31 protein-coding genes are annotated in these 26,714 nt (G+C 60.6%); 25 read left to right on the forward strand and 6 right to left on the reverse strand.

Features of this window, described 5'->3' with window-relative positions; genetic code table 11:
* Positions 1-12 precede the first annotated feature (12 nt).
* From rplR to IGW04_RS13665, 17 genes are all read left to right on the forward strand, one after another.
* Entirely contained in the window at positions 13-375 is a 363-nt protein-coding gene (gene rplR / locus IGW04_RS13585; RefSeq protein WP_194713622.1) for a 50S ribosomal protein L18, read from the forward strand.
* A gap of 12 nt (positions 376-387) precedes the next feature.
* Positions 388-906 (forward strand): 30S ribosomal protein S5, encoded by a 519-nt coding sequence (gene rpsE / locus IGW04_RS13590; protein WP_194713623.1) that lies wholly within the window; start codon positions 388-390, stop codon positions 904-906.
* A gap of 10 nt (positions 907-916) precedes the next feature.
* Positions 917-1,096, forward strand: a complete 180-nt coding sequence (gene rpmD / locus IGW04_RS13595) for a 50S ribosomal protein L30 (RefSeq protein ID WP_217346529.1) — start codon at positions 917-919, stop codon at positions 1,094-1,096.
* Positions 1,097-1,124: 28 nt separating this feature from the next.
* On the forward strand, positions 1,125-1,556 hold the full coding sequence (gene rplO, locus IGW04_RS13600) for a 50S ribosomal protein L15 (protein ID WP_194713625.1): 432 nt from the start codon (positions 1,125-1,127) through the stop codon (positions 1,554-1,556).
* Positions 1,557-1,581: 25 nt separating this feature from the next.
* Positions 1,582-2,913, forward strand: a complete 1,332-nt coding sequence (secY, locus tag IGW04_RS13605; protein WP_194713626.1) for a preprotein translocase subunit SecY — start codon at positions 1,582-1,584, stop codon at positions 2,911-2,913.
* A gap of 26 nt (positions 2,914-2,939) precedes the next feature.
* Positions 2,940-3,158 carry a translation initiation factor IF-1 gene (gene infA / locus IGW04_RS13610; protein ID WP_005663428.1) on the forward strand — a complete coding sequence of 73 codons (219 nt, stop codon included), beginning with the start codon at positions 2,940-2,942 and terminating at the stop codon, positions 3,156-3,158.
* A gap of 38 nt (positions 3,159-3,196) precedes the next feature.
* Positions 3,197-3,310, forward strand: coding sequence for a 50S ribosomal protein L36 (gene rpmJ, locus IGW04_RS13615; protein WP_012081231.1), 114 nt, complete (start codon positions 3,197-3,199; stop codon positions 3,308-3,310).
* Positions 3,311-3,337: 27 nt separating this feature from the next.
* A complete protein-coding gene (gene rpsM / locus IGW04_RS13620) occupies positions 3,338-3,703 on the forward strand; it encodes a 30S ribosomal protein S13 (protein WP_194713627.1) in 366 nt (121 codons plus the stop codon).
* A 33-nt stretch (positions 3,704-3,736) separates the two neighbouring features.
* Complete coding sequence (gene rpsK / locus IGW04_RS13625; protein WP_194713628.1) at positions 3,737-4,141, forward strand: 30S ribosomal protein S11; 405 nt, start codon at positions 3,737-3,739, stop codon at positions 4,139-4,141.
* Between the two features lie 165 nt (positions 4,142-4,306).
* Positions 4,307-4,930 (forward strand): 30S ribosomal protein S4, encoded by a 624-nt coding sequence (rpsD, locus tag IGW04_RS13630; protein WP_194713629.1) that lies wholly within the window; start codon positions 4,307-4,309, stop codon positions 4,928-4,930.
* 119 nt (positions 4,931-5,049) lie between these two features.
* Positions 5,050-6,027 (forward strand): DNA-directed RNA polymerase subunit alpha, encoded by a 978-nt coding sequence (locus IGW04_RS13635; RefSeq protein WP_194713630.1) that lies wholly within the window; start codon positions 5,050-5,052, stop codon positions 6,025-6,027.
* 146 nt (positions 6,028-6,173) lie between these two features.
* On the forward strand, positions 6,174-6,569 hold the full coding sequence (rplQ, locus tag IGW04_RS13640; protein WP_194713631.1) for a 50S ribosomal protein L17: 396 nt from the start codon (positions 6,174-6,176) through the stop codon (positions 6,567-6,569).
* A gap of 147 nt (positions 6,570-6,716) precedes the next feature.
* Positions 6,717-7,649 carry an ATP-binding cassette domain-containing protein gene (locus tag IGW04_RS13645; protein WP_194713632.1) on the forward strand — a complete coding sequence of 311 codons (933 nt, stop codon included), beginning with the start codon at positions 6,717-6,719 and terminating at the stop codon, positions 7,647-7,649.
* A gap of 1 nt (position 7,650) precedes the next feature.
* Positions 7,651-8,439, forward strand: coding sequence for an ABC transporter permease (locus IGW04_RS13650; RefSeq protein ID WP_194713633.1), 789 nt, complete (start codon positions 7,651-7,653; stop codon positions 8,437-8,439).
* Positions 8,440-8,479: 40 nt separating this feature from the next.
* The gene (gene cutA / locus IGW04_RS13655; RefSeq protein WP_228527085.1) at positions 8,480-8,800 is read left to right on the forward strand and encodes a divalent-cation tolerance protein CutA; all 321 of its coding nucleotides are present in this window, start codon (positions 8,480-8,482) and stop codon (positions 8,798-8,800) included.
* The gene (dsbD, locus tag IGW04_RS13660) at positions 8,793-10,583 is read left to right on the forward strand and encodes a protein-disulfide reductase DsbD (RefSeq protein ID WP_194713635.1); all 1,791 of its coding nucleotides are present in this window, start codon (positions 8,793-8,795) and stop codon (positions 10,581-10,583) included. The genes cutA and dsbD overlap by 8 nt, the downstream gene beginning before the upstream one ends.
* 99 nt (positions 10,584-10,682) lie before the next feature.
* Positions 10,683-11,321: a peroxiredoxin gene (locus tag IGW04_RS13665; protein WP_194713636.1), complete on the forward strand. Its 639-nt coding sequence runs from the start codon at positions 10,683-10,685 to the stop codon at positions 11,319-11,321.
* Between the two features lie 38 nt (positions 11,322-11,359).
* Here IGW04_RS13665 and IGW04_RS13670 read toward each other — a convergent pair whose 3' ends face one another.
* From IGW04_RS13670 to yihA, 3 genes are all read right to left on the reverse strand, one after another.
* Positions 11,360-12,466, reverse strand: coding sequence for a magnesium transporter CorA family protein (locus IGW04_RS13670; RefSeq protein ID WP_194713637.1), 1,107 nt, complete (start codon positions 12,464-12,466; stop codon positions 11,360-11,362).
* Between the two features lie 24 nt (positions 12,467-12,490).
* On the reverse strand, positions 12,491-13,507 hold the full coding sequence (hemB, locus tag IGW04_RS13675) for a porphobilinogen synthase (RefSeq protein WP_194713638.1): 1,017 nt from the start codon (positions 13,505-13,507) through the stop codon (positions 12,491-12,493).
* Positions 13,508-13,686: 179 nt separating this feature from the next.
* Positions 13,687-14,412, reverse strand: coding sequence for a ribosome biogenesis GTP-binding protein YihA/YsxC (gene yihA / locus IGW04_RS13680; RefSeq protein WP_194713639.1), 726 nt, complete (start codon positions 14,410-14,412; stop codon positions 13,687-13,689).
* Positions 14,413-14,562: 150 nt separating this feature from the next.
* Between yihA and IGW04_RS13685 the strand changes: the two genes are divergently transcribed.
* The 5 genes from IGW04_RS13685 to IGW04_RS13705 all read left to right on the forward strand — a co-directional run bounded on the left by IGW04_RS13685 (position 14,563) and on the right by IGW04_RS13705 (position 20,386).
* A complete protein-coding gene (locus IGW04_RS13685; protein ID WP_194713640.1) occupies positions 14,563-15,222 on the forward strand; it encodes a c-type cytochrome in 660 nt (219 codons plus the stop codon).
* A 101-nt stretch (positions 15,223-15,323) separates the two neighbouring features.
* A complete protein-coding gene (locus IGW04_RS13690) occupies positions 15,324-17,426 on the forward strand; it encodes a cytochrome c biogenesis protein ResB (RefSeq protein ID WP_194713641.1) in 2,103 nt (700 codons plus the stop codon).
* A gap of 86 nt (positions 17,427-17,512) precedes the next feature.
* Positions 17,513-18,679, forward strand: coding sequence for a c-type cytochrome biogenesis protein CcsB (gene ccsB, locus IGW04_RS13695; RefSeq protein ID WP_194713642.1), 1,167 nt, complete (start codon positions 17,513-17,515; stop codon positions 18,677-18,679).
* Positions 18,680-18,767: 88 nt separating this feature from the next.
* Positions 18,768-19,742 carry a protein-methionine-sulfoxide reductase catalytic subunit MsrP gene (msrP, locus tag IGW04_RS13700; protein WP_194713643.1) on the forward strand — a complete coding sequence of 325 codons (975 nt, stop codon included), beginning with the start codon at positions 18,768-18,770 and terminating at the stop codon, positions 19,740-19,742.
* Positions 19,742-20,386: a protein-methionine-sulfoxide reductase heme-binding subunit MsrQ gene (locus IGW04_RS13705; protein WP_194713644.1), complete on the forward strand. Its 645-nt coding sequence runs from the start codon at positions 19,742-19,744 to the stop codon at positions 20,384-20,386. Before msrP ends, IGW04_RS13705 begins: the two co-directional genes overlap by 1 nt.
* Before the next feature lie 63 nt (positions 20,387-20,449).
* Here IGW04_RS13705 and lysA read toward each other — a convergent pair whose 3' ends face one another.
* Both lysA and lptM read right to left on the reverse strand, forming a co-directional pair.
* The gene (lysA, locus tag IGW04_RS13710) at positions 20,450-21,733 is read right to left on the reverse strand and encodes a diaminopimelate decarboxylase (RefSeq protein ID WP_194713645.1); all 1,284 of its coding nucleotides are present in this window, start codon (positions 21,731-21,733) and stop codon (positions 20,450-20,452) included.
* A 12-nt stretch (positions 21,734-21,745) separates the two neighbouring features.
* A complete protein-coding gene (gene lptM / locus IGW04_RS13715) occupies positions 21,746-21,928 on the reverse strand; it encodes an LPS translocon maturation chaperone LptM (protein ID WP_323744856.1) in 183 nt (60 codons plus the stop codon).
* Positions 21,929-21,967: 39 nt separating this feature from the next.
* On the opposite strand from lptM, the gene cyaY reads away from it, so the two are divergent.
* On the forward strand, positions 21,968-22,306 hold the full coding sequence (gene cyaY / locus IGW04_RS13720) for an iron donor protein CyaY (RefSeq protein WP_194713646.1): 339 nt from the start codon (positions 21,968-21,970) through the stop codon (positions 22,304-22,306).
* A gap of 6 nt (positions 22,307-22,312) precedes the next feature.
* Here cyaY and IGW04_RS13725 read toward each other — a convergent pair whose 3' ends face one another.
* Entirely contained in the window at positions 22,313-24,676 is a 2,364-nt protein-coding gene (locus tag IGW04_RS13725; RefSeq protein ID WP_194713647.1) for a penicillin-binding protein 1A, read from the reverse strand.
* Between the two features lie 335 nt (positions 24,677-25,011).
* On the opposite strand from IGW04_RS13725, the gene IGW04_RS13730 reads away from it, so the two are divergent.
* Together IGW04_RS13730 and IGW04_RS13735 are read left to right on the forward strand one after the other, a co-directional pair.
* Positions 25,012-26,085: a pilus assembly protein PilM gene (locus IGW04_RS13730; protein ID WP_194713696.1), complete on the forward strand. Its 1,074-nt coding sequence runs from the start codon at positions 25,012-25,014 to the stop codon at positions 26,083-26,085.
* On the forward strand, positions 26,085-26,699 hold the full coding sequence (locus tag IGW04_RS13735) for a PilN domain-containing protein (RefSeq protein ID WP_194713648.1): 615 nt from the start codon (positions 26,085-26,087) through the stop codon (positions 26,697-26,699). Before IGW04_RS13730 ends, IGW04_RS13735 begins: the two co-directional genes overlap by 1 nt.
* The last annotated feature ends 15 nt before the right edge of the window (positions 26,700-26,714 follow it).

Consider the following 26,714-nt stretch of genomic DNA (forward strand, 5'->3'; position numbering starts at 1 on the left):
CAGGGGCTGACGATGGACAAGAAACAATCACGTCTGCGTCGCGGACGTCAGACTCGCGCGAAAATCGCCGAGCTGAAAGTAAATCGCCTGGCAGTGCACCGTACCAACTCGCATATCTATGCGCAGGTCATTGGTCCGGACGCCAAAATCCTGGCATCGGCTTCCACGCTGGAAGCCGAAGTGCGCCAGCAGCTGGCTGGCGAGTCGGGCAAGGGCGGCAACACCGCTGCTGCGGCTCTGGTAGGCAAGCGCGTGGCCGAGAAGGCCCTGCAAGCCGGTATCGCCGAAGTTGCATTCGACCGCTCCGGTTTCCGTTATCACGGCCGTGTCAAGGCAGTGGCAGAAGCCGCTCGCGAAGCCGGTCTGAAGTTCTAAGGAAGAATCGATATGGCAAAGATGCAATCGAAGATGCAAAGCGACAAGCCGGATGACGGCATGCGCGAGAAAATGATCGCGGTCAACCGTGTGACCAAAGTGGTCAAGGGCGGCCGTATCATGGGTTTCGCAGCGCTGGCAGTGGTAGGCGACGGCGATGGCCGTATCGGCATGGGCAAGGGCAAGTCGAAGGAAGTGCCAGTGGCTGTGCAGAAGGCGATGGAAGAAGCCCGTCGCAAGATGATCAAGGTCACCTTGAAGAACGGCACGCTGCAGCACACCGTGACCGGCAAGCATGGCGCTTCCTCGGTTCTGATGTCGCCGGCGAAAGACGGTACCGGCGTGATCGCCGGCGGCCCGATGCGCGCAATCTTTGAAGTGATGGGCGTAACGAACGTGGTGGCCAAGTCCAACGGTTCGACCAACCCCTACAACATGGTTCGCGCCACGCTGAACGGTCTGTCGAAGATGAATACCCCGTCGGAAATCGCTGCCAAGCGCGGCAAGTCCGTCGAAGAAATCCTGGGCTAAGGTGAACGACATGGCAAACACTATCAAAGTGCAACTGGTCAAGGGCCTGATCGGCACGCGTGAGTCGCATCGCGCCACCGTTCGCGGCCTGGGCCTGCGCGGTATTAATTCCGTTCGTGAACTTGAAGACACGCCGGCAGTGCGCGGCATGATCAACAAGGTTTCGTATCTCGTGAAAGTGGTGTCGTAAGCCCTCGGGCTTGCGCACGGAGCAAAGCATGGAACTGAACAACATTCAACCGGCAGATGGCGCCAAGCACGCAAAGCGTCGTGTCGGCCGCGGCATCGGCTCGGGTCTGGGCAAGACCGCAGGTCGCGGTCACAAGGGTCAGAAGTCCCGTTCGGGCGGCTTCCACAAGGTCGGCTTCGAAGGCGGTCAGATGCCTCTGCAGCGTCGTCTGCCGAAGCGTGGCTTCAAGTCGCTGGCAACCCCGTACAAAGCCGAAGTGCGCCTTTCCGATCTGGAAAAGCTGCCGGTCGGTGAAGTCGATCTGCTGGCACTCAAGCAAGCTGGTGTGGTTTCCGAAATGGCGCGCGTGGTTCGCGTGATCGCTTCCGGCGAACTGACCAAGAAAGTCAGCCTGAAGGGTCTGATTGCAACCAAGGGCGCCAAAGCCGCAATCGAAGCCGCTGGCGGCTCGGTTGCTTAAATCGGCATCCTGATCGGAGTACCAATTGGCGACTACTCCTCAACTAGCCAAGGGTGCAGCAAGCGGGTTTCCGTGGAATCGTTTGTGGTTCCTGCTTGCGGCCCTGGTGGTATACCGCATTGGCGCGCACATTCCGGTGCCGGGCATTGACCCGACCCAGTTGGCGCAGCTGTTCAAGCAGAACCAGGGCGGTATTCTGGGGATGTTCAACATGTTCTCGGGCGGAGCGCTGTCGCGCTTTACGATCTTTGCGCTCGGAATCATGCCGTACATCTCGGCGTCCATCATCATGCAGTTGCTCACCGTGGTGTCTCCGCAGCTGGAAGCCATCAAGAAGGAAGGCGAGTCCGGACGGCGCAAGATCACGCAATACACCCGTTACGGCACCTTGGTGCTGGGCACCTTCCAGGCGCTGGGCATTGCGGTTGCGTTGGAAGGGCAAGCGGGTCTGGTCATCGATCCCGGCTATGCATTCCGCTTCACGACGGTTGTCACGCTGATCACAGGCACCATGTTCCTGATGTGGCTTGGCGAGCAGATCACGGAGCGCGGCCTTGGTAACGGTATTTCGATCATCATCTTCGCGGGCATCGCAGCAGGTCTGCCGAGCGCGCTGGGTGGTTTGTTTGAGCTGGTTCGCACCGGTTCGATGAGTGCAATCTCTGCAATCCTGATCTGCATCATCGTCGCTGCAGTGACCTTCCTGGTCGTGTTCATTGAACGCGGTCAGCGCAAGATCCTGGTGAACTACGCCAAGCGCCAGGTCGGCAACAAGATTTACGGCGGCCAGAGCAGCCATCTGCCGCTGAAACTGAATATGGCTGGCGTGATTCCGCCGATCTTTGCATCGTCGATCATCCTGTTTCCGGCAACGTTGACCAGCTGGTTCACCACAGGCGAGACCACGAACCCGTTCGTGCGCTTCCTGAAGGACCTGTCTGCCTCGCTGGCGCCGGGCGAGCCGATTCATGCGCTGCTGTATGCAACTGCGATCGTGTTCTTCTGCTTCTTCTATACCGCTCTGGTATTCAACAGCAAGGAGACCGCGGACAACCTGAAGAAGAGCGGCGCCTTCGTGCCGGGCATTCGTCCAGGTGAGCAGACTGCGCGTTACATCGATCGCATCCTGATGCGTTTGACCCTGGCTGGCGCCGTGTACATCACCCTGGTGTGCCTGTTGCCTGAATTCCTGGTGGCGCGCTGGAAGGTGCCGTTCTACTTCGGTGGAACGTCGCTGCTGATTATCGTGGTGGTGACGATGGACTTCATGGCGCAGGTACAGAACTACGTCATGTCGCAGCAGTATGATTCGTTGCTTCGCAAGGCTAATTTCAAGGGCGGCATCCCGACGCGCTGAAGCGCCCAGGGCTGACAACAGATCGCATGGCAAAAGACGACGTTATTCAGATGCAGGGCGAGATTCTGGAGAATCTGCCGAATGCCACGTTTAGAGTGAAGTTGGAAAACGGGCATGTGGTGTTGGGACATATTTCCGGAAAGATGCGGATGAACTATATACGCATCCTCCCGGGTGACAAGGTGACAGTGGAATTGACGCCTTATGATTTGAGTCGTGCACGTATCGTGTTCCGTACCAAGTAATTCAAACGAACCAAGAAACTGGAAGAGAGAGGGCAAAAATGAAAGTGCTCGCATCAGTCAAGCGGATCTGCCGCAACTGTAAGATCATCAAGCGCAAAGGCGTTGTTCGTGTTATCTGCATCGAACCGCGTCACAAGCAGCGCCAAGGTTAATTAACGTTATTGATCGAGGAATAACGAATGGCACGTATTGCAGGGGTTAATATCCCCAACCATCAGCACACCGTGATCGGCTTGACTGCGATTTATGGCATCGGCCGTCCCCGTGCAGAAGAAATCTGCGAAAAAACCGGCGTGGCGACCAACAAGAAGGTCAAGGACCTGGACGACAACGAGCTGGAAAAGCTGCGTGACGAAATCGGCAAGTTTGTTGTCGAAGGCGATCTGCGCCGTGAAGTCTCGATGAGCATCAAGCGTCTGATGGACCTGGGCTGCTATCGCGGTCTGCGTCATCGCAAGGGCTTGCCGGTTCGTGGTCAGCGTACCCGTACCAATGCACGTACCCGCAAAGGTCCGCGCAAGGCAGCACAATCGCTGAAGAAATAATCCACAGCAGCATCGGGATTCAAGGAAATCATTATGGCAAAAGCACCAAACAACGCCGCCGCTTCACGCGTGCGCAAGAAAGTCAAAAAGAACGTTGCCGAAGGCATTGCGCACATCCACGCATCCTTCAACAACACCATCATCACGATCACTGATCGTCAGGGCAATGCATTGTCGTGGGCAACCTCGGGCGGCGCAGGCTTCAAGGGCTCGCGTAAATCGACCCCGTTCGCAGCGCAGGTCGCAGCGGAAGCAGCCGGCAAGGTGGCAGTGGAGTTTGGTGTGAAGAACCTGGAAGTCCGCATCAAGGGCCCGGGTCCTGGCCGCGAATCCGCCGTGCGCGCTCTGAACAACCTGGGTATCAAGATCACCCAGATCCAGGACGTGACCCCGGTTCCGCACAATGGCTGCCGTCCGCCGAAGCGTCGTCGTATCTAAGTCGCTTCTCGCAGCAGCAGGCAATTCGTAGTACTATGTTTGCCCGCCAGAAATTCGAGGCGGGCTTTCTTCTTAAGACCACCGTTCGGTTGCGGCATGACCGGACTAGCGCCTGGCGCATGGACTGAACCATGAGCCCGGGGCGTCAAACCTAAGGAAATTCTCGTGGCACGTTATATCGGACCAAAAGTAAAGCTGTCCCGCCGTGAAGGCACCGACCTGTTCCTGAAGAGCGCACGCCGCTCGGCAGACTCCAAGGGCAAGATGGATTCCAAGCCTGGCCAGCATGGCCGGACTTCGGGTGTCCGCACCTCCGACTACGGCAACCAGCTGCGTGAAAAGCAGAAGGTCAAGCGCATGTACGGCATCCTCGAGCGTCAATTCCGACGCTACTTTGCCGAAGCTGACCGTCGCAAGGGCAACACCGGTGAGACCCTGCTGAAGCTGCTGGAAGCACGCCTGGACAACGTCGTCTACCGCATGGGCTTCGGCTCGACCCGCGCAGAGGCGCGTCAGCTGGTATCGCACAAGGCGTTCACCGTGAACGGTATCGTGGTCAACATCGCTTCCTACCAGGTCAAGCCGGGCGACGTCGTCGCTGTCCGCGAGAAGGCCAAGAAGCAGACCCGTATCGTCGAAGCCCTGTCGCTGGCCGAGCAGATCGGCATGCCGTCGTGGGTTGCGGTCGACAGCAAGAAGATGGAAGGCACGTTCAAGTCGCTGCCGGAGCGTAGCGACATCGCTGGCGACGTCAACGAATCGCTGATCGTCGAACTGTACAGCCGTTAATCCGCGCAGTATCGCAGTCATTGTAGTAGCCTCCCGCCCGCCACACTCGTGGCGGGCTTTCTCGTAATGCCATCAGCCTTATCGGTGTAATGAGCCGAGGGTATTGAAAAGGACATTCCATGCAAAACAGCCTGTTGAAACCCCGTATCATCGAAGTCGAAGCACTTGGCGCCGGCCATGCAAAAGTCGTCATGGAACCGTTCGAGCGCGGCTATGGCCACACGCTCGGCAATGCGCTTCGCCGCGTGCTGCTGTCTTCGATGATCGGTTATGCGCCGACCGAAGTCACCATCGCCGGTGTCGTGCACGAGTATTCGTCGCTGGACGGCGTGCAGGAAGACGTGGTCGACATGCTGCTGAACCTGAAGGGCGTCGTCTTCAAGCTGCATAACCGCGATGACGTGACCCTGACCCTGAAAAAGGATGGCGAAGGCGCCGTGCTGGCTTCCGACATCGACCTGCCGCATGACGTCGAGCTGGTCAACCCGGATCACGTGATTGCGCACCTGACCGCTGGCGGCAAGCTGGACATGCAGATCAAGGTCGAAAAGGGTCGCGGCTATGTGCCGGGCAATGTGCGCCGTCTGGCGGAAGACACCAACAAGACCATCGGCCGCATCATTCTGGATGCATCCTTCTCGCCGGTGCGCCGCGTGTCGTATGCAGTCGAGTCCGCCCGCGTGGAGCAGCGCACCGACCTGGACAAGCTGGTCATCAACATCGAAACCAACGGCGTGATCTCGCCGGAAGAAGCGATCCGCCAGTCGGCCCGCGTTCTGGTTGATCAACTCAATGTGTTCGCCGCTCTGGAAGGCACCGAGGCCGCCGCTGAAGCGCCTTCCCGCGCACCGTCGGTCGATCCTATCCTGCTGCGTCCGGTTGACGACCTGGAGCTGACGGTCCGTTCCGCCAACTGCCTGAAAGCCGAAAACATTTACTACATCGGCGATCTGATCCAGCGCAGCGAGAACGAACTGCTGAAAACGCCTAACCTGGGCCGCAAGTCGCTCAACGAAATCAAGGAAGTCCTTGCTTCGCGCGGCCTGACCCTGGGCATGAAGCTGGAGAACTGGCCGCCTGCCGGCCTGGAGAAGTAATTCGCAGACTGAAATAGCTGGAGGCACGGCGTGCCTTCGGCTATCATGCTGCACTCTTGAATTTTTAAACCCTGCTTACCGGTCCGCGACGCCTGATGGCGCCGATAGAAGAACTGGAATCAAACTCAAAACCGAAAGGAATCACCATGCGTCATCGTCACGGCCTTCGCAAGCTGAACCGTACCTCTTCCCACCGTCTGGCCATGCTGCGCAACATGACTGTTTCTCTGCTGCGTCATGAAGCCATCAAGACCACGCTGCCGAAAGCCAAGGAATTGCGTCGCGTCGTCGAGCCCATCCTGACCCTGGGCAAGACCGACTCGCTGGCCAACAAGCGCCTGGCATTCTCCCGCCTGCGCGATCGCGAGATGGTCGTCAAGCTGTTCGCTGAACTGGGCCCGCGCTATGCAAACCGCAATGGCGGCTACCTGCGCATCCTGAAGATGGGCTTCCGCGTTGGCGACAATGCGCCGATGGCCTTCATCGAACTGGTGGACCGTCCGGAAACCACCGAAGCAGTGGAAGACACCAGCGCCGAATAAGAACTGCGCCGCAAGGCGTTTCTCGTAGCCGTTGTACAATCGAAAGCCAGGCACTTGCCTGGCTTTTGTCGTTACTGAACTGGCAGAGCGTTCATGGGAACGACATCATCAGCGGCATTCCTGCCGCATCAAGGAAATCTGATCTGCATGCGCGCATCCGCCATTCTTTCCGTTGAAGATCTTCACAAGTCCTATGGCAGTGGAGCATCCCGCCACACCATCATCGATGGCCTGTCCTTCTCGCTGCGTCGGGGCGAGTGCTATGGCCTGCTCGGCCCGAACGGCGCCGGCAAGACCACGACCCTGCGCCTATGCCTGGGCCTGACCGAGCCCGACAGCGGCTATGTGACCCTGGTGGGCCGGCCCGTGCCCGACGACGCCCGCGCGGCGCGCCTGCGGGTCGGCGTGGTGCCGCAGGGCGACAACCTCGACCCCGACTTCACCGTGGCGGAAAACCTGCTCGTGTTCGGCCGGTATTTCGGCATCGCCGATGCGGTCATCAAGGAGCGCATCCCGCGCCTGCTGGAGTTTTCCAACCTCACGTCAAAGAAGGATGCCCGCATCAGCGAGCTGTCAGGCGGCATGCGGCGCCGGCTCACGCTGGCGCGCGCGCTGGTGAACGATCCCGATCTGATCTTCATGGACGAGCCCACCACCGGCCTCGATCCGCAGGCCAGGCACATGATCTGGGAGCGGCTGAAGGCGCTGCTGGCCGACGGCAAGACCATCCTGCTGACCACCCACTTCATGGATGAAGCCGAGCGCCTGTGCGACCGCCTGGCCGTGATCGACCATGGCCGGATGATTGCCGAAGGCGGCCCGCGCGAGCTAATTGCGGCGCACATCGAGGCCCAGGTGATCGAAGCCTATGGCGAGAATGCGCTCGCGTGGGGCGAGGCGCACGGCCGCAGGCTGTCGGAACGCTTCGAAATCAGTGGAGAAACCGTTTTCTGCTACACCAACAATGCGCAGCCGCTGCTCGACAGCCTGGCCACTGTCAGCGGCGTGCGCTACATCCACCGTCCGGCCAACCTGGAAGACCTGTTCCTGAAGCTGACCGGCCGCGAAATGAGGGACTGAGATGAGCACCACCGCACTGTATGCGCTGCCGGCATTCTCGCTGCGCTTCCTGCCGATCTGGCGGCGCAACTTTCTGGTCTGGAAAAAGCTGGCAGTGGCCAGCGTGCTGGGCAATATCGCCGACCCGCTGATTACATTGATCGCCTTCGGCTACGGGCTGGGCAGCCTGCTGCAGACCATCAACGGCATTCCCTATATCCATTTCCTGGCGTCGGGCTCGATCTGCATGTCGGTGATGATGGCATCTTCGTTCGAGTCGCTCTATTCGGCTTTCTCGCGCATGCACGTGCAGAAGACCTGGGAAGCGCTGCTCAATGCGCCGATCGCGCTGGACGACGTGGTGCTGGCCGAGATGCTGTGGGCAGCCACCAAGTCGCTGTTCTCGGGCATTGCCATCCTGTGCGTGATGTTCCTGCTGGGCATAGGCCTGCATCCGTATACGCTGCTGACCTTGCCGCTGCTGTTCCTGATCGGCATGACCTTCGCCTCCCTGGGGCTGGTATTCAATGCCATTGCGCAGGGCTATGATTTCTTTACCTACTATTTCACGCTGGTGCTGACACCGATGATCTTTCTGTCGGGTGTGTACTATCCGGTGGCGCAGTTGCCAGGCTGGCTGCAACTGGTGTCGCAATTCCTGCCGCTGGGCGCGGCGGTGAACCTGGTACGGCCGCTGATTCTGGGCGCATGGCCGGCAACGCCGCTGGCGGACCTGGCCATCCTGCTGGTCTATTGCGTAGGCGGGTTCTATCTGGCGACCATGCTGACCCGCAAGCGCCTGCTGAAGTAGGCGAGGGCTGAGTAAAAGGAGCACGGATATGGAACAGGCAATGCTCGTTCTGACCAATATGGCCGATGCCGCGAGCGCTCGCAGTCTCGCCCGGGCGCTGGTGGAGCGCCGGCTTGCAGCCTGCGTCAACCTGTTGCCGGGCGTGCAGTCGGTGTACCGCTGGCAAGGCGCGGTCGAGGAAGCCGAGGAAGTGACCCTGCTGATCAAGACCAGCATCGACCGGTACGATGAGCTGGAACAGGCAATCAGGCAACTGCATCCCTATGCGCTGCCGGAAGTGATTGCCGTGCCGGTGCAGGCCGGCTTGCAGCCTTACCTGAATTGGATCACGCAGGAAACCAGGAAAGACATCAATGCTTGACAAGGTATTACGCCACCGCCTGCCGGTGTGGCTCGGGCTGCTTGCCATGCTGCTGAGCCTGTTTGCGCCCGCCGCGGGGGCTGCTGAAGATTACCTGGAGCCGGAAGCGGCATTCCGCTTCGCCAGCCGGATGCTGGACCCAGGAACGATCGAAGTCACTTATCAGATTGCCGACGGCTATTACATGTATCGCGAGCGCTTCGCTTTCCGTGCCGAGGGCGCCACCCTGGGCGAGCCCGTGATCCCGCCGGGCAAGGTCAAGTTCGACGAGACGTTCCAGAAGGATGTCGAGACTTACAGGAAAACGGTGGTCATCACGATCCCGGTGCAGGCGGCGGGGCCGTTCCTGCTGGTTGCCACCAGCCAGGGCTGTGCCGACAAGGGACTGTGCTATACGCCGATGGACTCCCAGGCCCGGCTGTCGCCCACCGGAGGCAGCGGCCTGCTGGCCGCGGCGCGCGGGCTGGATGCGCAGGGTGTCAGCGCTTCCACTGCCACAGCATCGCCGGTCGCCGATTCCGAGATGGGGCGCATCGAATCCTCGCTGCGCAGCGGCCGCCTGCTGGCAATCATGCCGCTGTTCCTGCTGCTGGGGCTTGGGCTGTCGTTCACGCCCTGCGTGCTGCCCATGGTGCCCATTCTGTCCTTCATCATCGTCGGCGAGGGCGCAAAGGCGACCCGCCTGCGCGGCTTCCTGCTGTCGGCCACCTACAGCCTGGGCATGGCGATCGTCTATACCCTGCTGGGCGTATCGGCCGGCCTGCTGGGCGAGGGGCTGTCCGCGGCGCTGCAGAATCCCTGGGTGCTGTCCGCCTTCGCGCTGCTGATGGCAATGCTGTCGCTGTCCATGTTCGGGGTCTATCAACTGCAGATGCCGGCCATGGTGCAGACGCGGCTGACCCAGCTTTCCGAGAAGCAGACCGCTGGCAAGCTGGCCGGCGTGTTCATGATGGGCGCGCTGTCGGCGCTGATCGTCGGGCCCTGCGTTGCAGCGCCGCTGGCCGGCGCCTTGCTCTACATCAGCCAGACCCGCGACGTGGTGGTTGGCGGCAGCGCCCTGTTTGCGATGGCGGTCGGCATGAGCATTCCGCTGCTGGCCATTGGCCTCTCGGCGGGCGCCTTGCTGCCGCGCGCCGGCGCCTGGATGGAGGCGGTGAAACGCTTCTTCGGCGTTCTGATGCTGGCAGTGGCGCTCTGGATGGTGGCGCCGGTGCTGCCGGCCTGGCTGCAGATGGCTGGCTGGGCCGCGCTCGGTATTGGCTATGGCGCCTGGCTGATCATTCCTCGTGGCGCCGGCTGGCGCAGCAAGCTTGCCGGCATGCTGTTCCTGCTGCTGGGCGCGGTGGAACTGGCCGGGCTGGCAAGCGGCGGGCGCGATCCGCTGGCGCCATTGGCGCATCTGGGCGGCGACCATCATGTCACCCGCTTCGAGCGGGTCCGGTCGACTGCCGAGCTCGACGCTGCACTGGCGCGGGCGAAAGCGCAGGGCAAGCCAGCGATGCTGGACTTCTATGCGGACTGGTGCGTGTCGTGCAAGGAAATGGAAAAGCTGACCTTCACCGATAACCGGGTCCGGCAGCAGTTCGAAGGCATGGTGCTGCTGCAAGCCGACGTGACCGCCAACAATGCCGACGACCGTGCGCTGCTGAAGCGGTTCCGGCTGTTCGGCCCGCCAGGCATCATCCTTTTTGGCAAGGATGGCGTGGAAGCCACGCAAGGCCGTGTGATAGGGTATCAGGACGCCGACCGCTTCCTGCGTTCGCTTGCCCTGGTCAGCCGCTGACCTGTGGACAGGTAATTTGCATAATCGGTAAAAATCGTTGGAGCCGCGCTCACACAGGCGCTATAGTTTTCATTTCTATAACAAGGCAAGGAGAGCAAGATGAGCTTACGTTTAGGCGATACCGCACCGGACTTCGAGCAGGATTCCTCGATAGGCCGCATCCGCTTCCACGAGTGGGCTGGCGATTCATGGGTCGTGCTGTTCTCCCACCCCGCTGACTTCACGCCGGTCTGCACCACCGAACTGGGCCTGACCGCCAAGTTGAAGTCGGAATTCGACAAGCGCAATGTGAAGGCGATTGCGCTGTCGGTCGACCCGGCCGAGAAGCATGTGGACTGGATCAAGGACATCGAGGAAACCCAGAAAACCGTGGTGGGCTTTCCCATCATCGCCGACGCCGACAAGACCGTGGCGACGCTGTACGACATGATCCATCCGGAACAGTCGGAAACCATGACGGTGCGCTCGCTGTTCGTGATCGACCCGAAAAAGAAAGTGCGCCTGATCATCACCTACCCGATGAGCACCGGCCGCAACTTCGATGAAGTGCTGCGCGTCATCGATGCGCTGCAGCTCACGGACAAGTACACGGTGGCTACGCCCGGTAACTGGCGCGATGGCGACGACGTCATCATTCCGCTCAGCATTCAGGATGAAGCGGTCATCAAGCAAAAATATCCGAAGGGCTATACCGCGCCCAAGCCCTATCTGCGTTTGACGCCGCAGCCCAACAAGTAAGCGGTCATTGTTCAAGCGCCTCCAGCCGGAGGCGCTTTTCACTTGGGGCGGACGTCCGTCTTGACGAAGTCGCGCACCCGTTCCTCGATATAGCGCTTGCGGCGGAAGAAGAACAGCAGCACCGCCACCATCACCACCATGGCGCCCATGGTGATCCAGAAACCTTCCCGGTTCTTCAGCAGCGGCATGACTTCGAAATTCATGCCGAAGATGCCGGTGATCAGCGTCAGCGGCATGAATAGCGCGGTGATCACGGTGAGCGTGCGCATGATCTCGCTGGTGCGATGGGCCATGGCCGCGAAGTGGATCTGCACCGCCGACTCGATCGACGATTCAAGCCGGCGGGCATGGTTGAGCACGCGGGTGATGTGCTCCATCACATCGTTGATGCGCACCAGCAGCAGGTCGTTGGCGCGGCTGTCGTCCTGGCTATGAAAGGTGTCGACGAAATGGTCGCGCAATTCCTGCAGAGCGTCGTGCTGCTCTTCACAGAGATGATCGAGCTTCCTGAGCTCGATGCGCGCATCCAGCAGCGCCATCCAGTCATTGAACGGGCGCTGGGTGTTGAGCAGCGCCCGCTGCCAGCGATCGATCTGCTGCGACAGCGGTGCGCGCAGGTCCAGGTACTGGTCCACCATCGCATTGAGCAGCCGCAGCATCAGTTCGCGCGGCGAGGAAGGCGGGCGGCCGCTGTGGCTGCTGCCGTTGGCCTTGGGCCGGTACTCCAGCAGACGTGCCCGGGCAGTTTCGATAGTGCGACTGTGTGCCGCCCGCACCGTTACCAGCGCATTGTCCATCACCAGGAAGGTGACTGGACGGGTGACGATCCTGGTGTTGCCGCCCGGCGTTTTTGCAACCTCGGTGCCGCCTGCCTCGCCATTGAGCGCCAGCTTGCGGAACACCACCATTTCGTAATCCTGGGTGGCATCGAAATAGGAAGGATGCCGCAGGTTGACGGCATCGGTCAGATGCGGGTCGTAGACGGAGACGCCGGTTGCCCGCTCCACCGCCGACCGCCATTCCTCGGGCGCCGCCGCCACTTCTTCATGGCTGGCATCCAGCCAGAGAAAGCCCTGCGGCGGAAGGATGGATGGCAATGCGTCCAGACGGCTTACCTGCGCGTGGGTAACCAGAAAGAGATTCATGCAGGCAGACTGCTCCGGGCGCGATCAGGGATTGTGCTTGAGGCGGCGCGCGACATCGAGCGCGAAGTAGGTCAGCACGCCATCCGCGCCGGCGCGCTTGAATGCCATGATGGATTCCATCATGGTCTTGTCGTGGTCCAGCCAGCCGTTCTGCGCAGCCGCCTTGATCATCGCGTATTCGCCGCTGACCTGGTAAGCAAAAGTCGGCACCCGGAACTCGTCCTTCACCCGGCGCACGATATCCAGATAAGGCATGCCGGGCTTGACCATCACCATGTCGGCGCCTTCGGCCAGGTCCAGCGCCACCTCGCGCAGCGCCTCGTTGCTGTTGGCCGGATCCATCTGGTAGGTTGACTTGTTGGCCTTGCCCAGCGTGGCCGAGGAGCCAACCGCGTCCCGGAACGGGCCATAGAAGGCCGATGCATACTTGGCCGAGTAGGCCATGATGCGGGTATGGATGTAGTGATGCGATTCGAGCGCATTGCGGATGGCGCCGATGCGGCCATCCATCATGTCGGACGGCGCCACGATATCGACGCCGGCCTCGGCCTGGGTCAGCGCCTGGCGCACCAGGATGGCAGTGGTTTCATCGTTCTGCACATAGCCGTCGGCATTGAGCACGCCATCCTGGCCATGGCTGGTGTAGGGATCGAGCGCAACGTCGGTCAACAGGCCCAGTTCGGGAAAGCGTTGCTTCAGCTCGCGCACCGCGCGCGGCACCAGACCCTTTGGATTGGTCGCCTCGATGCCGTCCGGCGTCTTCAGCGAAGGGTTGATGACAGGGAACAGCGCCATTACCGGTATGCCCAGCGCCACGCATTCTTCCGCCACGCCCAGCAGATGATCGATGGACATGCGCTCCACGCCTGGCATCGATGCAATCTTCTCGCACTGGTTCTTGCCGTCCAGCAGGAAAACGGGATAGATCAGGTCGGCGGCCGTAATTACGTTCTCGCGCATCATCGCGCGCGAGAAGGCATCCTTGCGCATGCGGCGCATGCGGATGGCAGGGAATTGGGGCGGAGCAGGGAATTGGGCCATGGCTGTTCTCTCAGGAAAGGAAATCAGGGGCGGAAAAAAATTTGAAACTTTTCAGGAATATGCATCTCATACCGACAGGTGCGTCAAGTACCTCCCGCTTCTCCTCCCTGAGCGGGGCCTTTCGTTCTTGACGATAGGCGTTACTACCCTGGAGATACTCCCCTTTCTCCAGGGTTTTTTTATCCCTGTTCGTCATCCTGCTGTGCGTCCTCGGCTTCCGGCGCCTGCCCGGCTTGCGATGGCAGATTCAGTCCGAGCAGAGTTTCGATGCGCTCGGTCGCCTCTTCCAGGCCAGTACGCTTCAATGCCGAAAACAACTGGGCAGTAAACGGGCATGGGCTGCCGTCTTCCTGAACATAGCTGCCCAGCAGGGTGCGCGCCTGGCGCAGTGCGTTGGCAGCGTCATTACGGTTGAGCTTGTCGGCCTTGCTGAGTATGCAATGGATGGGCTTGCCGGTTGGCGCAAACCATTCCAGCATCTGGATGTCGAGATCGGTGAAGGGACGGCGTGAATCGACGATCAGCACCAGCGCAGCCAGCTGCTCGCGCCGCTGCACATAGTCGCCCAGCAGCCGCTGCCAGTGCAGCTTGGCATCGCCCGAGACTTCGGCGTAGCCGTAACCCGGCAGGTCCACCAGCAGGCCGCGGATCTCGTCGACCCGGGTTTCATCCTTGCGGTGCTGGCCCACATGGGCGCCGCCGATCGAAAAGTAGTTGATATGCTGCGTGCGGCCGGGCGTCTTCGAAGCGAACGCCAGCTTTTTCTGGTTGCACAGCACGTTGATCGCGGTGGATTTGCCGGCATTGGAGCGGCCGGCAAAGGCAATTTCGGGCACCCGCGTGCCGGGAAGGTCGCGCAGATGGTTAACGGTGGTAAAGAAGCGTGCCTGCCAGAGTTGGGACATGGTGTGTACAGAATATACTGCTGGGAAGGCGAAAGCCGGAAAGCTATTGTACAATAGGCGGTTAAATGCTGTCGTGCCAGTCAATGAGATTCAGCGCAGGGCAGAATGGACGGCGGTTAAGAATCTAAAATCAAGCCTCAGGGTGTCTGAATGAATCGTGCGTTTCTACCAGTTGCAAAATCCTTGTTTATCGCAATGCTGGCAGTATCCTCCCTGGCCGGTGCTGCCGAAGGCGCCAAAGCCGTGAAAGCGGATCCTGCCAAGGGCGAAACCATTTACACCAATGGCGATGCCTCCCGCAATATTCCGGCATGCGTTGCATGCCATGGCGCTGCCGGCAACTCCACCATCGTCCAGAACCCGAAGCTGGCTGCCCAGCACGAGTCTTATATCTATAAGCAGCTGAGCAATTTCCGCACGCCTGAGCGCAACAATCCCATCATGACGCCGATCGCCAAGGCCATGACGGAAGAAGACATGCACAATGTCGCAGCCTGGCTCGACAAGCAGGAAAGCAAGCCGGGCGCGGCCAAGAACAAGGCCTCGATCGACCTGGGAAAGAAGATTTACCGCGGCGGCATTGCCGAGAAAAACGTGCCGGCCTGCGCAAGCTGCCATGGCGCCAACGGCGCTGGCATCCCGGCGCCCTACGCAAGGCTGGCTGGCCAGCATCAGGAATACACGGCCGCGCAACTGACCGCCTTCCGTGGCGGTGCCCGCAACAACAGCCAGCAGATGACCATGATCGCCAGCCGCCTGTCCGACGCGGAAATAGCAGCAGTCTCGGATTACATTGCCGGCCTCAAATAACAAAACAAGAACAACAAGACCGAATGAAGGGGCGGCCGTGGCTGCCCCTTTTTTTTCGTTAATGCAGTCTTGCAGAAACAGCAACGCACAGAGATGGAAACATGAGCACCAGCACCGCAGGCATACAGTTGAAAACCGAGCGCCAGAAGTTGGCTGGCGTAGTCGAACTGTTGTCATCCATGCGTTTCGCCATCAGCCTGTTGTCGGTGCTGGCGATTGCTTCCGTGATCGGCACGGTGATGAAGCAGAACGAGCCGATGACCAACTACGTCAATCAGTTCGGCCCGTTCTGGTTCGACGTGTTCGGCAAGCTCGGCCTGTACAGCGTCTATTCCGCCTGGTGGTTCCTGCTGATCCTGGCCTTCCTGGTCATTTCCACTTCGCTGTGCATCATCCGCAATGCGCCGCGCATGCTGGCCGACATGCGCAGCTGGCGCGAGAACGTGCGCGAGCAGTCGCTGCGCAACTTCCACCACAAGGCGGAATGGCGCGGCGAACAGGGCGAGGCGCAGCTGGTGCAGCAGAGCGCCGAGCGCATTGCGGCGCATGGCTACAAGGTGAAAATCGTGCAGAAGGACCAGGCCACGCTGATCACCGCCAAGCAGGGCGCCGCCAACAAGTGGGGTTATATCTTTGCGCATAGCGCCATCGTGATCATCTGCGTGGGTGGCCTGCTCGACTCCGATCTGCCGATCCGTTTTCAGGAATGGATGTATGGCAAGACGCCCTTCATGGGCAATGGCGTGATTTCCGAGATCCCGGCGCAGCACCGGCTGGGACTGGCCAACCCCACTTTCCGCGGCAATACCCTGATTCCGGAAGGCAGCAGCAGCAGCACGGCCATCATCCCGCGCCAGAACGGCGTGTTGCTGCAGGACCTGCCATTCACCATCAAGCTGGACCGCTTCATCATCGACTTCTATTCCACCGGCATGCCCAAGCTGTTTGCCAGCGAGGTCCATGTCACCGACCATGAAACCGGCAAGAGCTTCCCTGCGACCATCAAGGTCAACCAGCCGCTGATCTACAAGGGCTTGGCGGTCTATCAGTCCAGCTTCGAGGACGGCGGCAGCAAGCTGAAAGTCACTGGCTATCCGATGAAGGGCGCGGGCAAGGACAGTTTCGTTCTCAACGGCGAAGTCAGCGGCACGACGCCGCTGGCCAACCGCGGCCAGGACGGCAATGCCGAATACACGATCGAATGGTCGGGCTTCCGGCCCTTCAACGTGGAGAACATGGCGCAGAACGGCCAGGACCTGCGCGCCGTTGCCAAGGGCAAAAGCCTGGCCGATGAACTGCAGCAGCAACTCGGTTCGGCCGGCAAGGGCGCCAATACCAAGGACCTGAAGAACGTCGGCCCCAGCCTGCAGTACAAGCTGCGCGACAAGACCGGCCAGGCCCGTGAATTCCACAACTACATGCAGCCCGTCCTGGTGGACGGCAGCTATGTGTTCCTGACCGGCGTGCGCGATACGCCGAACGAACAGTTCCGCTATCTGCGTATTCCGGCCGACGACAATGATTCGGTCGATGAATGGATGCGCTTGCGGGCGGCCCTGCAGAGTCCGGCCATGCGCCTGCAGGCGGCCGAACGCTATGCGCAACGGGCCTTGCCGGGCGGCAGCGATGCGGTGCGCCGGCAACTGGTCGAGTCCTCCCAGAAGGGCATGGATATCTTTGCCGGCAACGACAAGGAAGCCGGCTACGTCGCCGTTGCGCGTTTCCTGGAGCGCATTCCGCAGGCAGACCAGGAAAAGGCTGCCGACATCTTCATGAAGATACTCAACGGCAGCCTGTGGGACCTGTGGCAGGTCGCGCGTGAAAGGGACGGCCTGAAGCCGGTAGAGGCGGACGACAAGCATGCCCGCTTCCTGCAGCTGGCGACCAATGCCTACGCCGATGCCTTTTTCTATGGCTCGCCGGTTTACCTCAACCTGACCTCGTTCGATGAGGTCAAGGCATCGGTGCTGCAGGTCACCCGGTCGCCGGGCAAGAATGTGGTCTATTTGGGTTGCCTGTTCCTGGTGCTGGGCGTCTTTGCAATGCTGTACATCCGGGAACGCCGGGTCTGGGTATGGATCAAACCCGAAGGCAATGGCCATGCCCATGCGCTGATGGCGATGAGCACCCAGCGCCGCACGCTGGATTTCGACAGGGAATACGACAAGCTGAAGGCAGCCCTGCTGCATGGGCAGGCCGCTTAATCCGGTCAGCGATCCACTATACTGGCAGCCTGTAGGGAATAACGTATCAATGTGGCGCCGCAGGCCGGCGCAACTGGAGAAGAGAGATGGAACTCACGCAGCAACGCACCGCGCAAGGCGTCGCCTATACCCAGCCACCTGGCCTGTTCCGGCGCCTTGGCGCCATTGACTGGTTGTATGCATTGGCGCTGGTGGCCGGCGCACTGTTCGCGCTGAACCGGTATGGCGCCTACATGGACATTTACGAAAAGGGCATCCTGATCCTGTCGGCACCTACCTTTACCTGGCTGGGATGGCAATGGAAGCCGGTGCGCTGGCTGATGGCCCTGCTGGCCGTATTGTCGCTCTCCGCAATATGGATGTATGCCGGCTCGCTGGAGATGGCTAATACGCGGTTTTTCCTGAAATACATGTTGTCCAGCCAGTCCGCCATCCTCTGGATGAGCACCCTGTTTTTCCTGTCCACGCTGTTCTACTGGGGCGGCCTGCTCACCCGCTCCGACTTTGGCAGCGCCATCGGCAGCAAGCTGTGCTGGGCGGCAGTGGTGCTGGGCTTTACCGGCATGCTGGTGCGCTGGTACGAGTCCTACCTGGTCGGCGCCGACGTCGGCCACATCCCGGTTTCCAACCTGTACGAAGTCTTCATCCTGTTCTGCATGATCACCGCGCTGTTCTATCTCTATTACGAACAGCGCTATGCGACGCGGCAACTGGGTGCCTTCGTGCTGCTGGTCATCTCCGCCGCGGTCGGCTTCCTGCTGTGGTACACCGTGAGCCGCGACGCAGCCGAGATCCAGCCGCTGGTGCCGGCACTGCAGAGCTGGTGGATGAAGATCCATGTGCCGGCCAACTTCATCGGCTACGGCACCTTCGCGCTGGCCGCCATGGTTGGCACGGCCTATCTGTGCAAGTCGCACGGCATCCTGGCCGACCGTCTGCCGGCGCTGGAACTGCTGGACGACGTGATGTACAAGGCAATCGCGGTCGGTTTTGCCTTCTTCACCATTGCCACCATACTGGGCGGCCTGTGGGCCGCGGAGGCCTGGGGCGGCTACTGGTCCTGGGACCCGAAGGAAACCTGGGCCCTGATCGTCTGGCTCAATTACGCCGCCTGGCTGCACATGCGTTTGATGAAGGGCCTGCGCGGACAAATTGCCGCCTGGTGGGCATTGGTCGGCTTGCTGGTCACCACCTTTGCTTTCCTGGGTGTGAACATGTTCCTGTCGGGCCTGCATTCCTACGGCCAGTTGTAACCCCTGACTGAGGCCAACCGGCGTACAACGCGTGCGCCGGTTTTGGTGTACTGTTCTCCAGTCAATTCATGCACTCTGGAGCAACACCATGCTGATCAAACGCGGCCCCAACGGCATCGACCTGCCGTACGCATCCGAAATCACACCCCGTCATGTCTTCGAATCCCGGCGCCGGTTTGTCCAGCAACTTGCGCTCGGCACCATTGCCGGCGGCGCCCTGCTGGAAATGGCGACCCGCGAAGCCTTCGCGCAAGGCGCCCAGAAGCTTGCGGCCAAGCCCAATCCCGCTTTCGTCGTGATGGACAAGCCCACCAGCTACAAGGACGCCACCACCTACAACAACTTCTATGAATTCGGCACCGACAAGAGCGACCCGGCCCGCTATGCCGGATCGCTCAAGCCGCGGCCATGGACCATCGCCATCGAAGGCGAGGTCAACAAGCCGATGACGCTCGACATCGACAGCCTGATGAAGCTGGCCCCTCTCGAAGAGCGCATCTACCGGCTGCGCTGCGTGGAAGGCTGGTCCATGGTCGTGCCGTGGGTCGGCTTTTCCCTGTCGGAGCTGATCAAAAAGGTCGAGCCGACCGGCAACGCGAAGTTCGTCGAATTCGTCACCCTGGCAGACAAGGCACAGATGCCCGGCCTCTCGAGCCCCGTGCTGAAATGGCCTTATGTGGAAGGCCTGCGCATGGACGAAGCCAATCATCCGCTGACGCTGCTGACAGTGGGCATGTATGGCGAAGTGCTGCCGAACCAGAACGGCGCGCCGGTGCGCATCGTGGTGCCGTGGAAGTATGGCTTCAAGTCCGCCAAGTCCATCGTCAAGATCCGCTTCACCAGCAGCCAGCCGAAAACGGCATGGAATGTATCGGCGCCTTCGGAGTACGGCTTTTACTCCAACGTCAATCCGGATGTGGACCATCCGCGCTGGTCGCAGGCCAGCGAGCGGCGCATCGGGGAAGACGGCCTGTTCGCCAAGAAGCGCAAGACGCTGATGTTCAATGGCTATAGCGAGGTGGCCAGCCTGTACACCGGCATGGACCTGAAGAAGCAGTTCTGATGGCTACCGCGCTTGCCAGCCTGGATGCCAGGCAGCTGAAGCTGCTGAAAGGCGTGCTGTTCATTGCCGCCTGTATGCCTTTCCTGCGTCTGGTGATCTTCACCTTCACCGACCAACTGGGTGCCAATCCGGTCGAGTTCATCACCCGAAACACCGGCGACTGGACGCTGTATTTCCTCTGCATCACGCTGGCTGTCACCCCCTTGCGGCGTTTCACCGGCTGGAACTGGCTGGTGCGCCTGCGCCGCATGCTGGGCCTGTTCGCCTTCTTTTATGTATCGCTGCACTTCCTGACCTTCCTCTGGTTCGATCATTTCTTCGATGTCGCGGAAATGCTGAAGGATGTGGTCAAACGGCCCTTCATCACGGTGGGCTTCGGCGCTTTCCTGCTGCTGATCCCGCTGGCGGCAACCAGCACCAATGCGATGATCAAGCGCCTTGGCGGCAAGCGCTGGCAGTTGCTGCACCGGCTGATCTATCTGATCGCGCCGCTGGGCATACTGCATTACTGGTGGATGAAGGCGGGCAAGAATGATTTTTCGCAGCCCATCCTGTTCGGGCTGATCGTGGCGGCTCTGCTGCTGCTGCGCCTGTATTGGCGATTCATGCAAGGGCAGGGCGTGCGCGCCCGAGCCGCTGGCTAACGCTGCGCCATCCCGGCGCGCAACCGGCATCGCAAGCCGCGCACCGCAACGGGCATGGCAGGCTCAGGGCAGCATGGACTCCAGCGCGAACAGATCGGCCGGATTCTCGCGCTTGCGCACCAGATGCACCTGGTCGCCGTCCACCATGACTTCGGCAGCGCGTCCGCGGGTATTGTAGTTCGATGCCATCGTCATGCCATAAGCGCCGGCCGACATGATGGCCAACAGGTCACCGCTTTCGATGGCCAGCGAGCGCGAACGGGCCAGCCAGTCGCCTGATTCGCAGACCGGGCCCACCACGTCATAGATCCTGGCTTCCTCAGCACGCTGCGTCACCTGCTTGACGCCATGCCAGGCTTCATACATCGCGGGACGCATCAGGTCGTTCATTGCCGCATCGACGATCGCGAAGTTCTTGCTTGCGCCATGTTTGAGATACTGGACTTCGGTCACCAGCACGCCAGCATTGCCAACGATGGAGCGGCCCGGCTCGAACAGCACCTTGATGGGCTTGCCCTGATGCTTCGCGTCGCGCCAGGCATTGATGCGCGCGAATAGCCGGCCCAGATAATCGCCAACCGCAACCGGCTGCTCTTCGTCATAGGTAATGCCCAGGCCGCCGCCGATGTCCAGGTGATGCAGCGGTATGCCCAGCGCTTCGAGCTGGTCGACCAGTTCGATCACCTTGTCCAGCGCCTCCAGCAGCGGCGCATCGTCCAGCAGCTGCGAGCCGATATGGCAGTCGATGCCGACCACGTGCAGATTCTCCAGGCTTGCCGCGACCTGGTAGGTCGACAGCGTATCCTCGTACGCCACGCCAAACTTGTTCTCTTTCAACCCGGTCGAGATGTAGGGATGGGTCTTCGCATCGACGTTGGGATTGACGCGCAGCGATACCGGCGCTTTCTTGCCCACCTCGGCCGCAACTTCGTTCAGGCGGTGCAGTTCGGGAATGGATTCGACGTTGAAGCACAGGATGTCATGCTCCAGCGCCAGGCGCATTTCCTCGCGCGACTTGCCGACCCCGGAAAAAATCACCTTGCGCGGATCGCCGCCGGCGGCAATGACCCGCAGCAGTTCGCCGCCCGACACGATATCGAAACCCGAGCCCTGCGATGCCAGCAGGCTGAGCACCGCAAGATTGGAATTGGACTTCACCGAATAGCAGACCAAAGCGGCGTCGGCGCCGCGCGCATGCTGGCGGCACGCCTGCGCATAGGCGGAAAAGTTGTCGATCAGTGCGGCCTTGGAATAGACATAGGCCGGCGTGCCAAAACGCTGGGCGATGGTTTTCAGTGATACGGCTTCGGCGCAGAACTCGCCGTCGCGATAGGAAAAATGCGGCATGGTGAACAGGAGTCAGGGGGTAACGGGCTGGGGCGGTGTTGCGGTGTCGGGCAGGGCCGGCGCCGTGTTGGCCGGACCGGTCTGCCGCGGCGCTGGCTTGACCGGCATGTACAGCGGTCCGGTCTGGCCGCAGCCAGCCAGCATGACGGCCAGCGCAATCGCACAGGAACCAGGCAAGTGAAACGGGAAGTTCACGATTAGAATCACGGGTGAATAAACTTAGCGGAGTGTAGCATGACGGATTCAGAATTCCTGGCGCTGGCCGAGGCCACGCTGGACAACATCGAAGGCGCATTCGAGCAAGTCGCTGAAGATACCGACGTCGATATCGAATGCAGCCGCAGCGGCAATGTGCTGCAGATCGAGTTTGCCGACAATGGCTCCAAGATCATCGTCAACAGCCAGGCGCCGATGAAGGAAATGTGGATCGCGGCGCGTTCCGGCGGCTTTCATTACCGGCGCGTCGACGACCGCTGGATCAATACCCGCGATGGCTCCGAATTCTATGAAGCGCTGTCGCGCATGGCCAGCGAGCAGGCCGGCATCCCGGTAACGCTGAAGGATGCCGGCTGAGCCGGCTCAGAAAAGCTCGTTCTTGACCTCGTCCCGGGTCTTCTCAGGCTCGGTGCCGGCGCCAGCGCCTGGTCCGGCCACGCCCAGTGCGCCTACGCCGGTCCCGGGCGGGTATTCAGCATAGTAGTAATCGCCGCCTGCGGTGATCAGGCCATCCGGCATGGTCCGCTCATCCACCGGAACGCTCTTGAGCGCCTTCTGCATATAGCTGATCCAGATCGGCAAGGCCAGGCCGCCGCCGGTTTCCTTGTTGCCCAGGTTGCGCGGCTGGTCGAAGCCCATCCATGCAATGCCCACCAGCTTGGACTGATAGCCTGCGAACCAGGCGTCGATGGAATCGTTGGTGGTGCCGGTCTTGCCCGCGATGTCGGGCCGCTTCAGCACCAGCGCCTTGGTGGCGGTACCGTGCTTCACGACGTCTTTCAGCATACTGTCCATGACATAGGCATTGCGCGCATCGATCACCCGATTCGCTTCGACGCCGGCGCGGTCCGGCTGCACTTCCGACAGCACCTTGCCGGAGGCGTCGGTGATGCGGGAAATCAGGTAGGGATTGACCTTGTAGCCGCCATTGGCGAAGACCGCATAGGCGCCAGCCATCTGCAAGGGCGTGACGGCGCCTGCGCCCAGTGCCAGCGTCAGGTAGGCCGGGTTCTTTTCGGCGTCAAAGCCGAAGCGGGTCGCGTACTCCTGCCCGTACTTGGCGCCGATGCGGTTGAGGATGCGGATCGAGATCATGTTCTTGGACTTGGTCAGGCCCTTGCGCATGGTCATCGGACCTTCATACTTGCCGTCATAGTTCTTCGGCTCCCATGCCTGGCCGCCGGTCTGGCCGGCATCGAAGGTGAGCGGCGAGTCGTTGATGATGGTGGCCGGCGACAGGCCCTTTTCCAGTGAAGCCGAATAGATGAAGGGCTTGAACGACGAGCCGGGCTGGCGCCACGCCTGGGTCACATGATTGAACTTGTTGCGGCTGAAATCGAAGCCCCCGATCAGGGCGCGGATCGCGCCATCTTCCGTGCTGGCCGATACGAAAGCCGATTCCACCTCGGGCATCTGGGTGATGCTCCAGGCCTTGCCTTCCTGGATCACGCGGATGATCGCGCCGCGCTTGACGCGCCGGTTGGGCGGCGCCTTGTCGCTCAGCAGATTGCTGGCGAACGCCAGGCCGGGCCCGGTGATGGTGATCTCCTCGCCATTGGCCAGCACCGCGCGCAGGGTCTTGGGATTGGCGTCCAGCACGACTGCCGCGATCAGGTCGTCGCTGTCCGGGTGATCCGCCAGCTCGGTCTCGATCGCGTCTTCGGCTTCCTCGCGCGCCGCGGGGATCTCCATGTAACCTTCCGGGCCGCGATAGCCGTGGCGCTTCTCGTAATCCATCACGCCGCGCCGCAGAGCAATGTAGGCGGCATCCTGGTCGGCCTTGGTGATGGTGGTGAATACATTCAGGCCGCGGGTATAGGTTTCATCGCGAAACTGTTCATAGACCATCTGTCGCGTCATTTCTGCGACGTACTCGGCATGAATGCCGAATTCGGTCGTTTCCGACTTGATCCGCAGCTCTTCCGATTTCGCCGCTGCATAGGCTTCGTCGCTGATATAACCCAGGTCATGCATGCGCTGCAGGATGTATTGCTGACGCGCCTTGGCCCGCTTCGGATTGACGACCGGGTTGTTGGCCGACGGCGCCTTGGGCAGGCCTGCCAGCATGGCCGCCTCGGCCAGGGTGATGTCCGACAGTTTCTTGCCGAAGTAGACCTGCGCTGCGGAAGCGAAGCCGTAAGCGCGCTGCCCCAGATAGATCTGGTTCATGTAGACCTCTAGGATCTGGTCCTTGCTGAGGTTCTGCTCGATCTTCCATGCCAGCAGGACTTCATACAGCTTGCGCTTGAGGGTTTGCTCGCTCGACAGGAAGAAGTTGCGCGCCACCTGCTGTGTAATGGTGGACGCGCCCTGCCGCGCACCGCCGGACAAGTTGTGTATTGCCGCGCGCAGGATACCCACGTAATCAACGCCGCCGTGCTCATAGAAACGGTCGTCCTCGATCGCCAGCACCGCCTGCTTCATCACATCCGGGATTTCCTTGAAACGAACGACATTGCGCCTTTCTTCACCGAATTCGCCAATCATCACGTTATCGGCGGTGAAGATGCGCAGCGGGATCTTGGGACGGTAATCAGTGAGCGTATTAAGTTCAGGCAGATTCGGATATGCCATCGCGAGCATAAAGCCCAGCAATAAAACGCCGATAACAGCAAGGCCTGCGATCAACCCCATGGTGCCCAAGGCAAGGCGCGCAAACAGATTCATGCGTGGCTTGGGCGGCGGGGCCTTGCGGGAAGGGGAGCCGGATGTGTTGGGATGGTTCATGCGGGGGGAGGGAAGAAAAGAAGGGGGCGGAGAGAAAAAGCAAGTGCCCATTATAACGGCAGCCTGGTTCCAGGAGCTACCGAGGCCGGCAAATCGCCATCCGGGCAATACCCAAGCCTTGCGTGGGGTTTTGGCAACGACAAACAGTGTTACCCTACGGAAATTGCTTTACATCCAGAGATTCTTGTTGCTACGATCTGCCGACACCCTTTAAATGCGCTAAATACTGGTATTTAAAGGATTTTTTGACATGTCCGCTAGTGTAACAAATGTTAGGCAGGCGCACAGATTTCGCGTTCGCCCAGGAAAATTTTCGGAAAGAAACGCTCTTGGCCATGGACTTTACCTCCTTATTGCAAAAGAAAAACGCTCCCCTGATCGGACTGGACATCAGTTCGTCCAGTATCAAGCTGGTGGAGTTGTCGGATGCCGGAAAAGGGGTGTTGCGGCTGGAGCGTTACGCCAGCGAGCCGTTGCCGCGCGGTGCGGTCGTTGACGGCAATATCGACAACATCGAGCAAGTATCGGAAGCCGTCAGGCAGGTTTGGGCAAAAAGCGGCACGCGCGCCAAGCTTGCCGTGCTGGGCATGCCGCCTGCAGCCGTCATTACCAAGAAAATCGTGCTGCCGGGCGGCCTGTCGGAAGACGAACTCGAGCTTCAGGTGGAAAACGAAGCCAGCCAGTACATTCCGTTTGCGCTCGAGGAGGTCAGTCTCGATTTCGATGTGATCGGCCCGCTGCCCAATTCCCTGGAAGATGTCGAAGTGCTGCTGGCCGCGTCCCGCAAGGAAAAGGTGGAGGACAGGGTGGCGGTCGCCGAGGCTGCTGGCCTCAAGCCCAGGATCATGGACATCGAGTCTTATGCAGCACGAGCGGCACTGGAACGCGTCATGCGCCAGCTGCCTCAAGGCGGGCAGGGGCAGATTGTTGCGCTGTTTCAGATCGGCGCGCAGGTAACCCATATTTCGGTTTTGCTAGACGGCCAGCCGCTGTATGAACGCGAGCAACCGTTCGGTGGCAATCAACTGACACAGGAAATCGCGCGCGCTTACGGAATGACCCCGGAGCAGGCGGAGAGCAGCAAGCGTTCCGGCGAACTGCCGGAAGGCTACGAGCGCGAACTGCTGGAGCCCTTTCTGGAAAGCGCCGCGGTCGAGGTTACCCGGGCCATCCAGTTCTTCTATACCTCCACCCCCTATACCCGTGTCGACCAGATCTACCTGGCCGGCGGCTGTGCCAGCATTCCCGGGCTGGTCGACATCGTCGCCAGCCGCACCAAGGTGTCCACGGCTGTCGTCAGCCCCTTCCAGGGCATGCAGCTGGGCACCTCGATTCGTGAAAAACAATTGCGCGCCGAAGCGCCGGCATATCTCGTTGCCTGCGGACTGGCCATGCGGAGGTTTGACTGATGGTCAAAATCAACCTGCTTCCCCACAGGGAAGCCCGGCGCAAGGAGCGCAAGACTGCCTTCGTCGCCATGCTGGTCGCGGCGATGTTTGCCGGCGGCCTGCTGGTGATCGTCGTTGGCGGCGTAATCTCCTCGCGCATCGCCGTCCAGAACGAGCGCAATGAATTCATCCAGGCGGAAAACACCAAGCTTGATGTGCAGATCAGGGAAATCGCCACCCTGAAGCAGGAAATCGCAGCCCTGAAGGCGCGTCAGCAGGCGGTGGAAGACTTGCAGAGCGACCGCAACCAGCCCGTGTATCTGATGGACGAACTGGTCAAGCAGGTGCCGGATGGTATCTACCTGCGCGCATTCAAGCAGGCCGGTCAAAAAGTCACGCTCAACGGCCATGCGCAGTCGAACGAGCATGTTTCCACGCTGTTGCGCAATCTGGGCAATGTGTCGCCCTGGCTGGAGCAGCCCGAACTGGTGGAGATTCGTGCCGCGACGACGGGACAGGGCAAGGATCTGCGCCGGGTATTTGAATTTACCGTGAACGTGGCGATCAAGCGCTCGCCCAAGACCGAAGCTACGCCAGCGATTGTGCCGGTATCCGTTGCTTCCAATCGCCCGTAAAGCCAGGGACATCAG

It is taken from the genome of Noviherbaspirillum soli, from assembly GCF_015352955.1.
GTDB classification, from domain to species: domain Bacteria; phylum Pseudomonadota; class Gammaproteobacteria; order Burkholderiales; family Burkholderiaceae_D; genus Noviherbaspirillum_A; species Noviherbaspirillum_A soli.

What these genes read in the sequence shown, in the direction of transcription:
- rplR (WP_194713622.1), top strand. Translation starts at nt 13, where the DNA reads ATGGACAAGAAACAATCACGTCTGCGTCGCGGACGTCAGACTCGCGCG.
- rpsE (WP_194713623.1), top strand. Translation starts at nt 388, where the DNA reads ATGGCAAAGATGCAATCGAAGATGCAAAGCGACAAGCCGGATGACGGC.
- rpmD (WP_217346529.1), top strand. Translation starts at nt 917, where the DNA reads ATGGCAAACACTATCAAAGTGCAACTGGTCAAGGGCCTGATCGGCACG.
- rplO (WP_194713625.1), top strand. Translation starts at nt 1,125, where the DNA reads ATGGAACTGAACAACATTCAACCGGCAGATGGCGCCAAGCACGCAAAG.
- infA (WP_005663428.1), top strand. Translation starts at nt 2,940, where the DNA reads ATGGCAAAAGACGACGTTATTCAGATGCAGGGCGAGATTCTGGAGAAT.
- rpmJ (WP_012081231.1), top strand. Translation starts at nt 3,197, where the DNA reads ATGAAAGTGCTCGCATCAGTCAAGCGGATCTGCCGCAACTGTAAGATC.
- rpsM (WP_194713627.1), top strand. Translation starts at nt 3,338, where the DNA reads ATGGCACGTATTGCAGGGGTTAATATCCCCAACCATCAGCACACCGTG.
- rpsK (WP_194713628.1), top strand. Translation starts at nt 3,737, where the DNA reads ATGGCAAAAGCACCAAACAACGCCGCCGCTTCACGCGTGCGCAAGAAA.
- IGW04_RS13635 (WP_194713630.1), top strand. Translation starts at nt 5,050, where the DNA reads ATGCAAAACAGCCTGTTGAAACCCCGTATCATCGAAGTCGAAGCACTT.
- rplQ (WP_194713631.1), top strand. Translation starts at nt 6,174, where the DNA reads ATGCGTCATCGTCACGGCCTTCGCAAGCTGAACCGTACCTCTTCCCAC.
- IGW04_RS13645 (WP_194713632.1), top strand. Translation starts at nt 6,717, where the DNA reads ATGCGCGCATCCGCCATTCTTTCCGTTGAAGATCTTCACAAGTCCTAT.
- IGW04_RS13650 (WP_194713633.1), top strand. Translation starts at nt 7,651, where the DNA reads ATGAGCACCACCGCACTGTATGCGCTGCCGGCATTCTCGCTGCGCTTC.
- cutA (WP_228527085.1), top strand. Translation starts at nt 8,480, where the DNA reads ATGCTCGTTCTGACCAATATGGCCGATGCCGCGAGCGCTCGCAGTCTC.
- dsbD (WP_194713635.1), top strand. Translation starts at nt 8,793, where the DNA reads ATGCTTGACAAGGTATTACGCCACCGCCTGCCGGTGTGGCTCGGGCTG.
- IGW04_RS13665 (WP_194713636.1), top strand. Translation starts at nt 10,683, where the DNA reads ATGAGCTTACGTTTAGGCGATACCGCACCGGACTTCGAGCAGGATTCC.
- IGW04_RS13670 (WP_194713637.1), bottom strand. Translation starts at nt 12,466, where the DNA reads ATGAATCTCTTTCTGGTTACCCACGCGCAGGTAAGCCGTCTGGACGCA.
- hemB (WP_194713638.1), bottom strand. Translation starts at nt 13,507, where the DNA reads ATGGCCCAATTCCCTGCTCCGCCCCAATTCCCTGCCATCCGCATGCGC.
- yihA (WP_194713639.1), bottom strand. Translation starts at nt 14,412, where the DNA reads ATGTCCCAACTCTGGCAGGCACGCTTCTTTACCACCGTTAACCATCTG.
- IGW04_RS13685 (WP_194713640.1), top strand. Translation starts at nt 14,563, where the DNA reads ATGAATCGTGCGTTTCTACCAGTTGCAAAATCCTTGTTTATCGCAATG.
- IGW04_RS13690 (WP_194713641.1), top strand. Translation starts at nt 15,324, where the DNA reads ATGAGCACCAGCACCGCAGGCATACAGTTGAAAACCGAGCGCCAGAAG.
- ccsB (WP_194713642.1), top strand. Translation starts at nt 17,513, where the DNA reads ATGGAACTCACGCAGCAACGCACCGCGCAAGGCGTCGCCTATACCCAG.
- msrP (WP_194713643.1), top strand. Translation starts at nt 18,768, where the DNA reads ATGCTGATCAAACGCGGCCCCAACGGCATCGACCTGCCGTACGCATCC.
- IGW04_RS13705 (WP_194713644.1), top strand. Translation starts at nt 19,742, where the DNA reads ATGGCTACCGCGCTTGCCAGCCTGGATGCCAGGCAGCTGAAGCTGCTG.
- lysA (WP_194713645.1), bottom strand. Translation starts at nt 21,733, where the DNA reads ATGCCGCATTTTTCCTATCGCGACGGCGAGTTCTGCGCCGAAGCCGTA.
- cyaY (WP_194713646.1), top strand. Translation starts at nt 21,968, where the DNA reads ATGACGGATTCAGAATTCCTGGCGCTGGCCGAGGCCACGCTGGACAAC.
- IGW04_RS13725 (WP_194713647.1), bottom strand. Translation starts at nt 24,676, where the DNA reads ATGAACCATCCCAACACATCCGGCTCCCCTTCCCGCAAGGCCCCGCCG.
- IGW04_RS13730 (WP_194713696.1), top strand. Translation starts at nt 25,012, where the DNA reads ATGGACTTTACCTCCTTATTGCAAAAGAAAAACGCTCCCCTGATCGGA.
- IGW04_RS13735 (WP_194713648.1), top strand. Translation starts at nt 26,085, where the DNA reads ATGGTCAAAATCAACCTGCTTCCCCACAGGGAAGCCCGGCGCAAGGAG.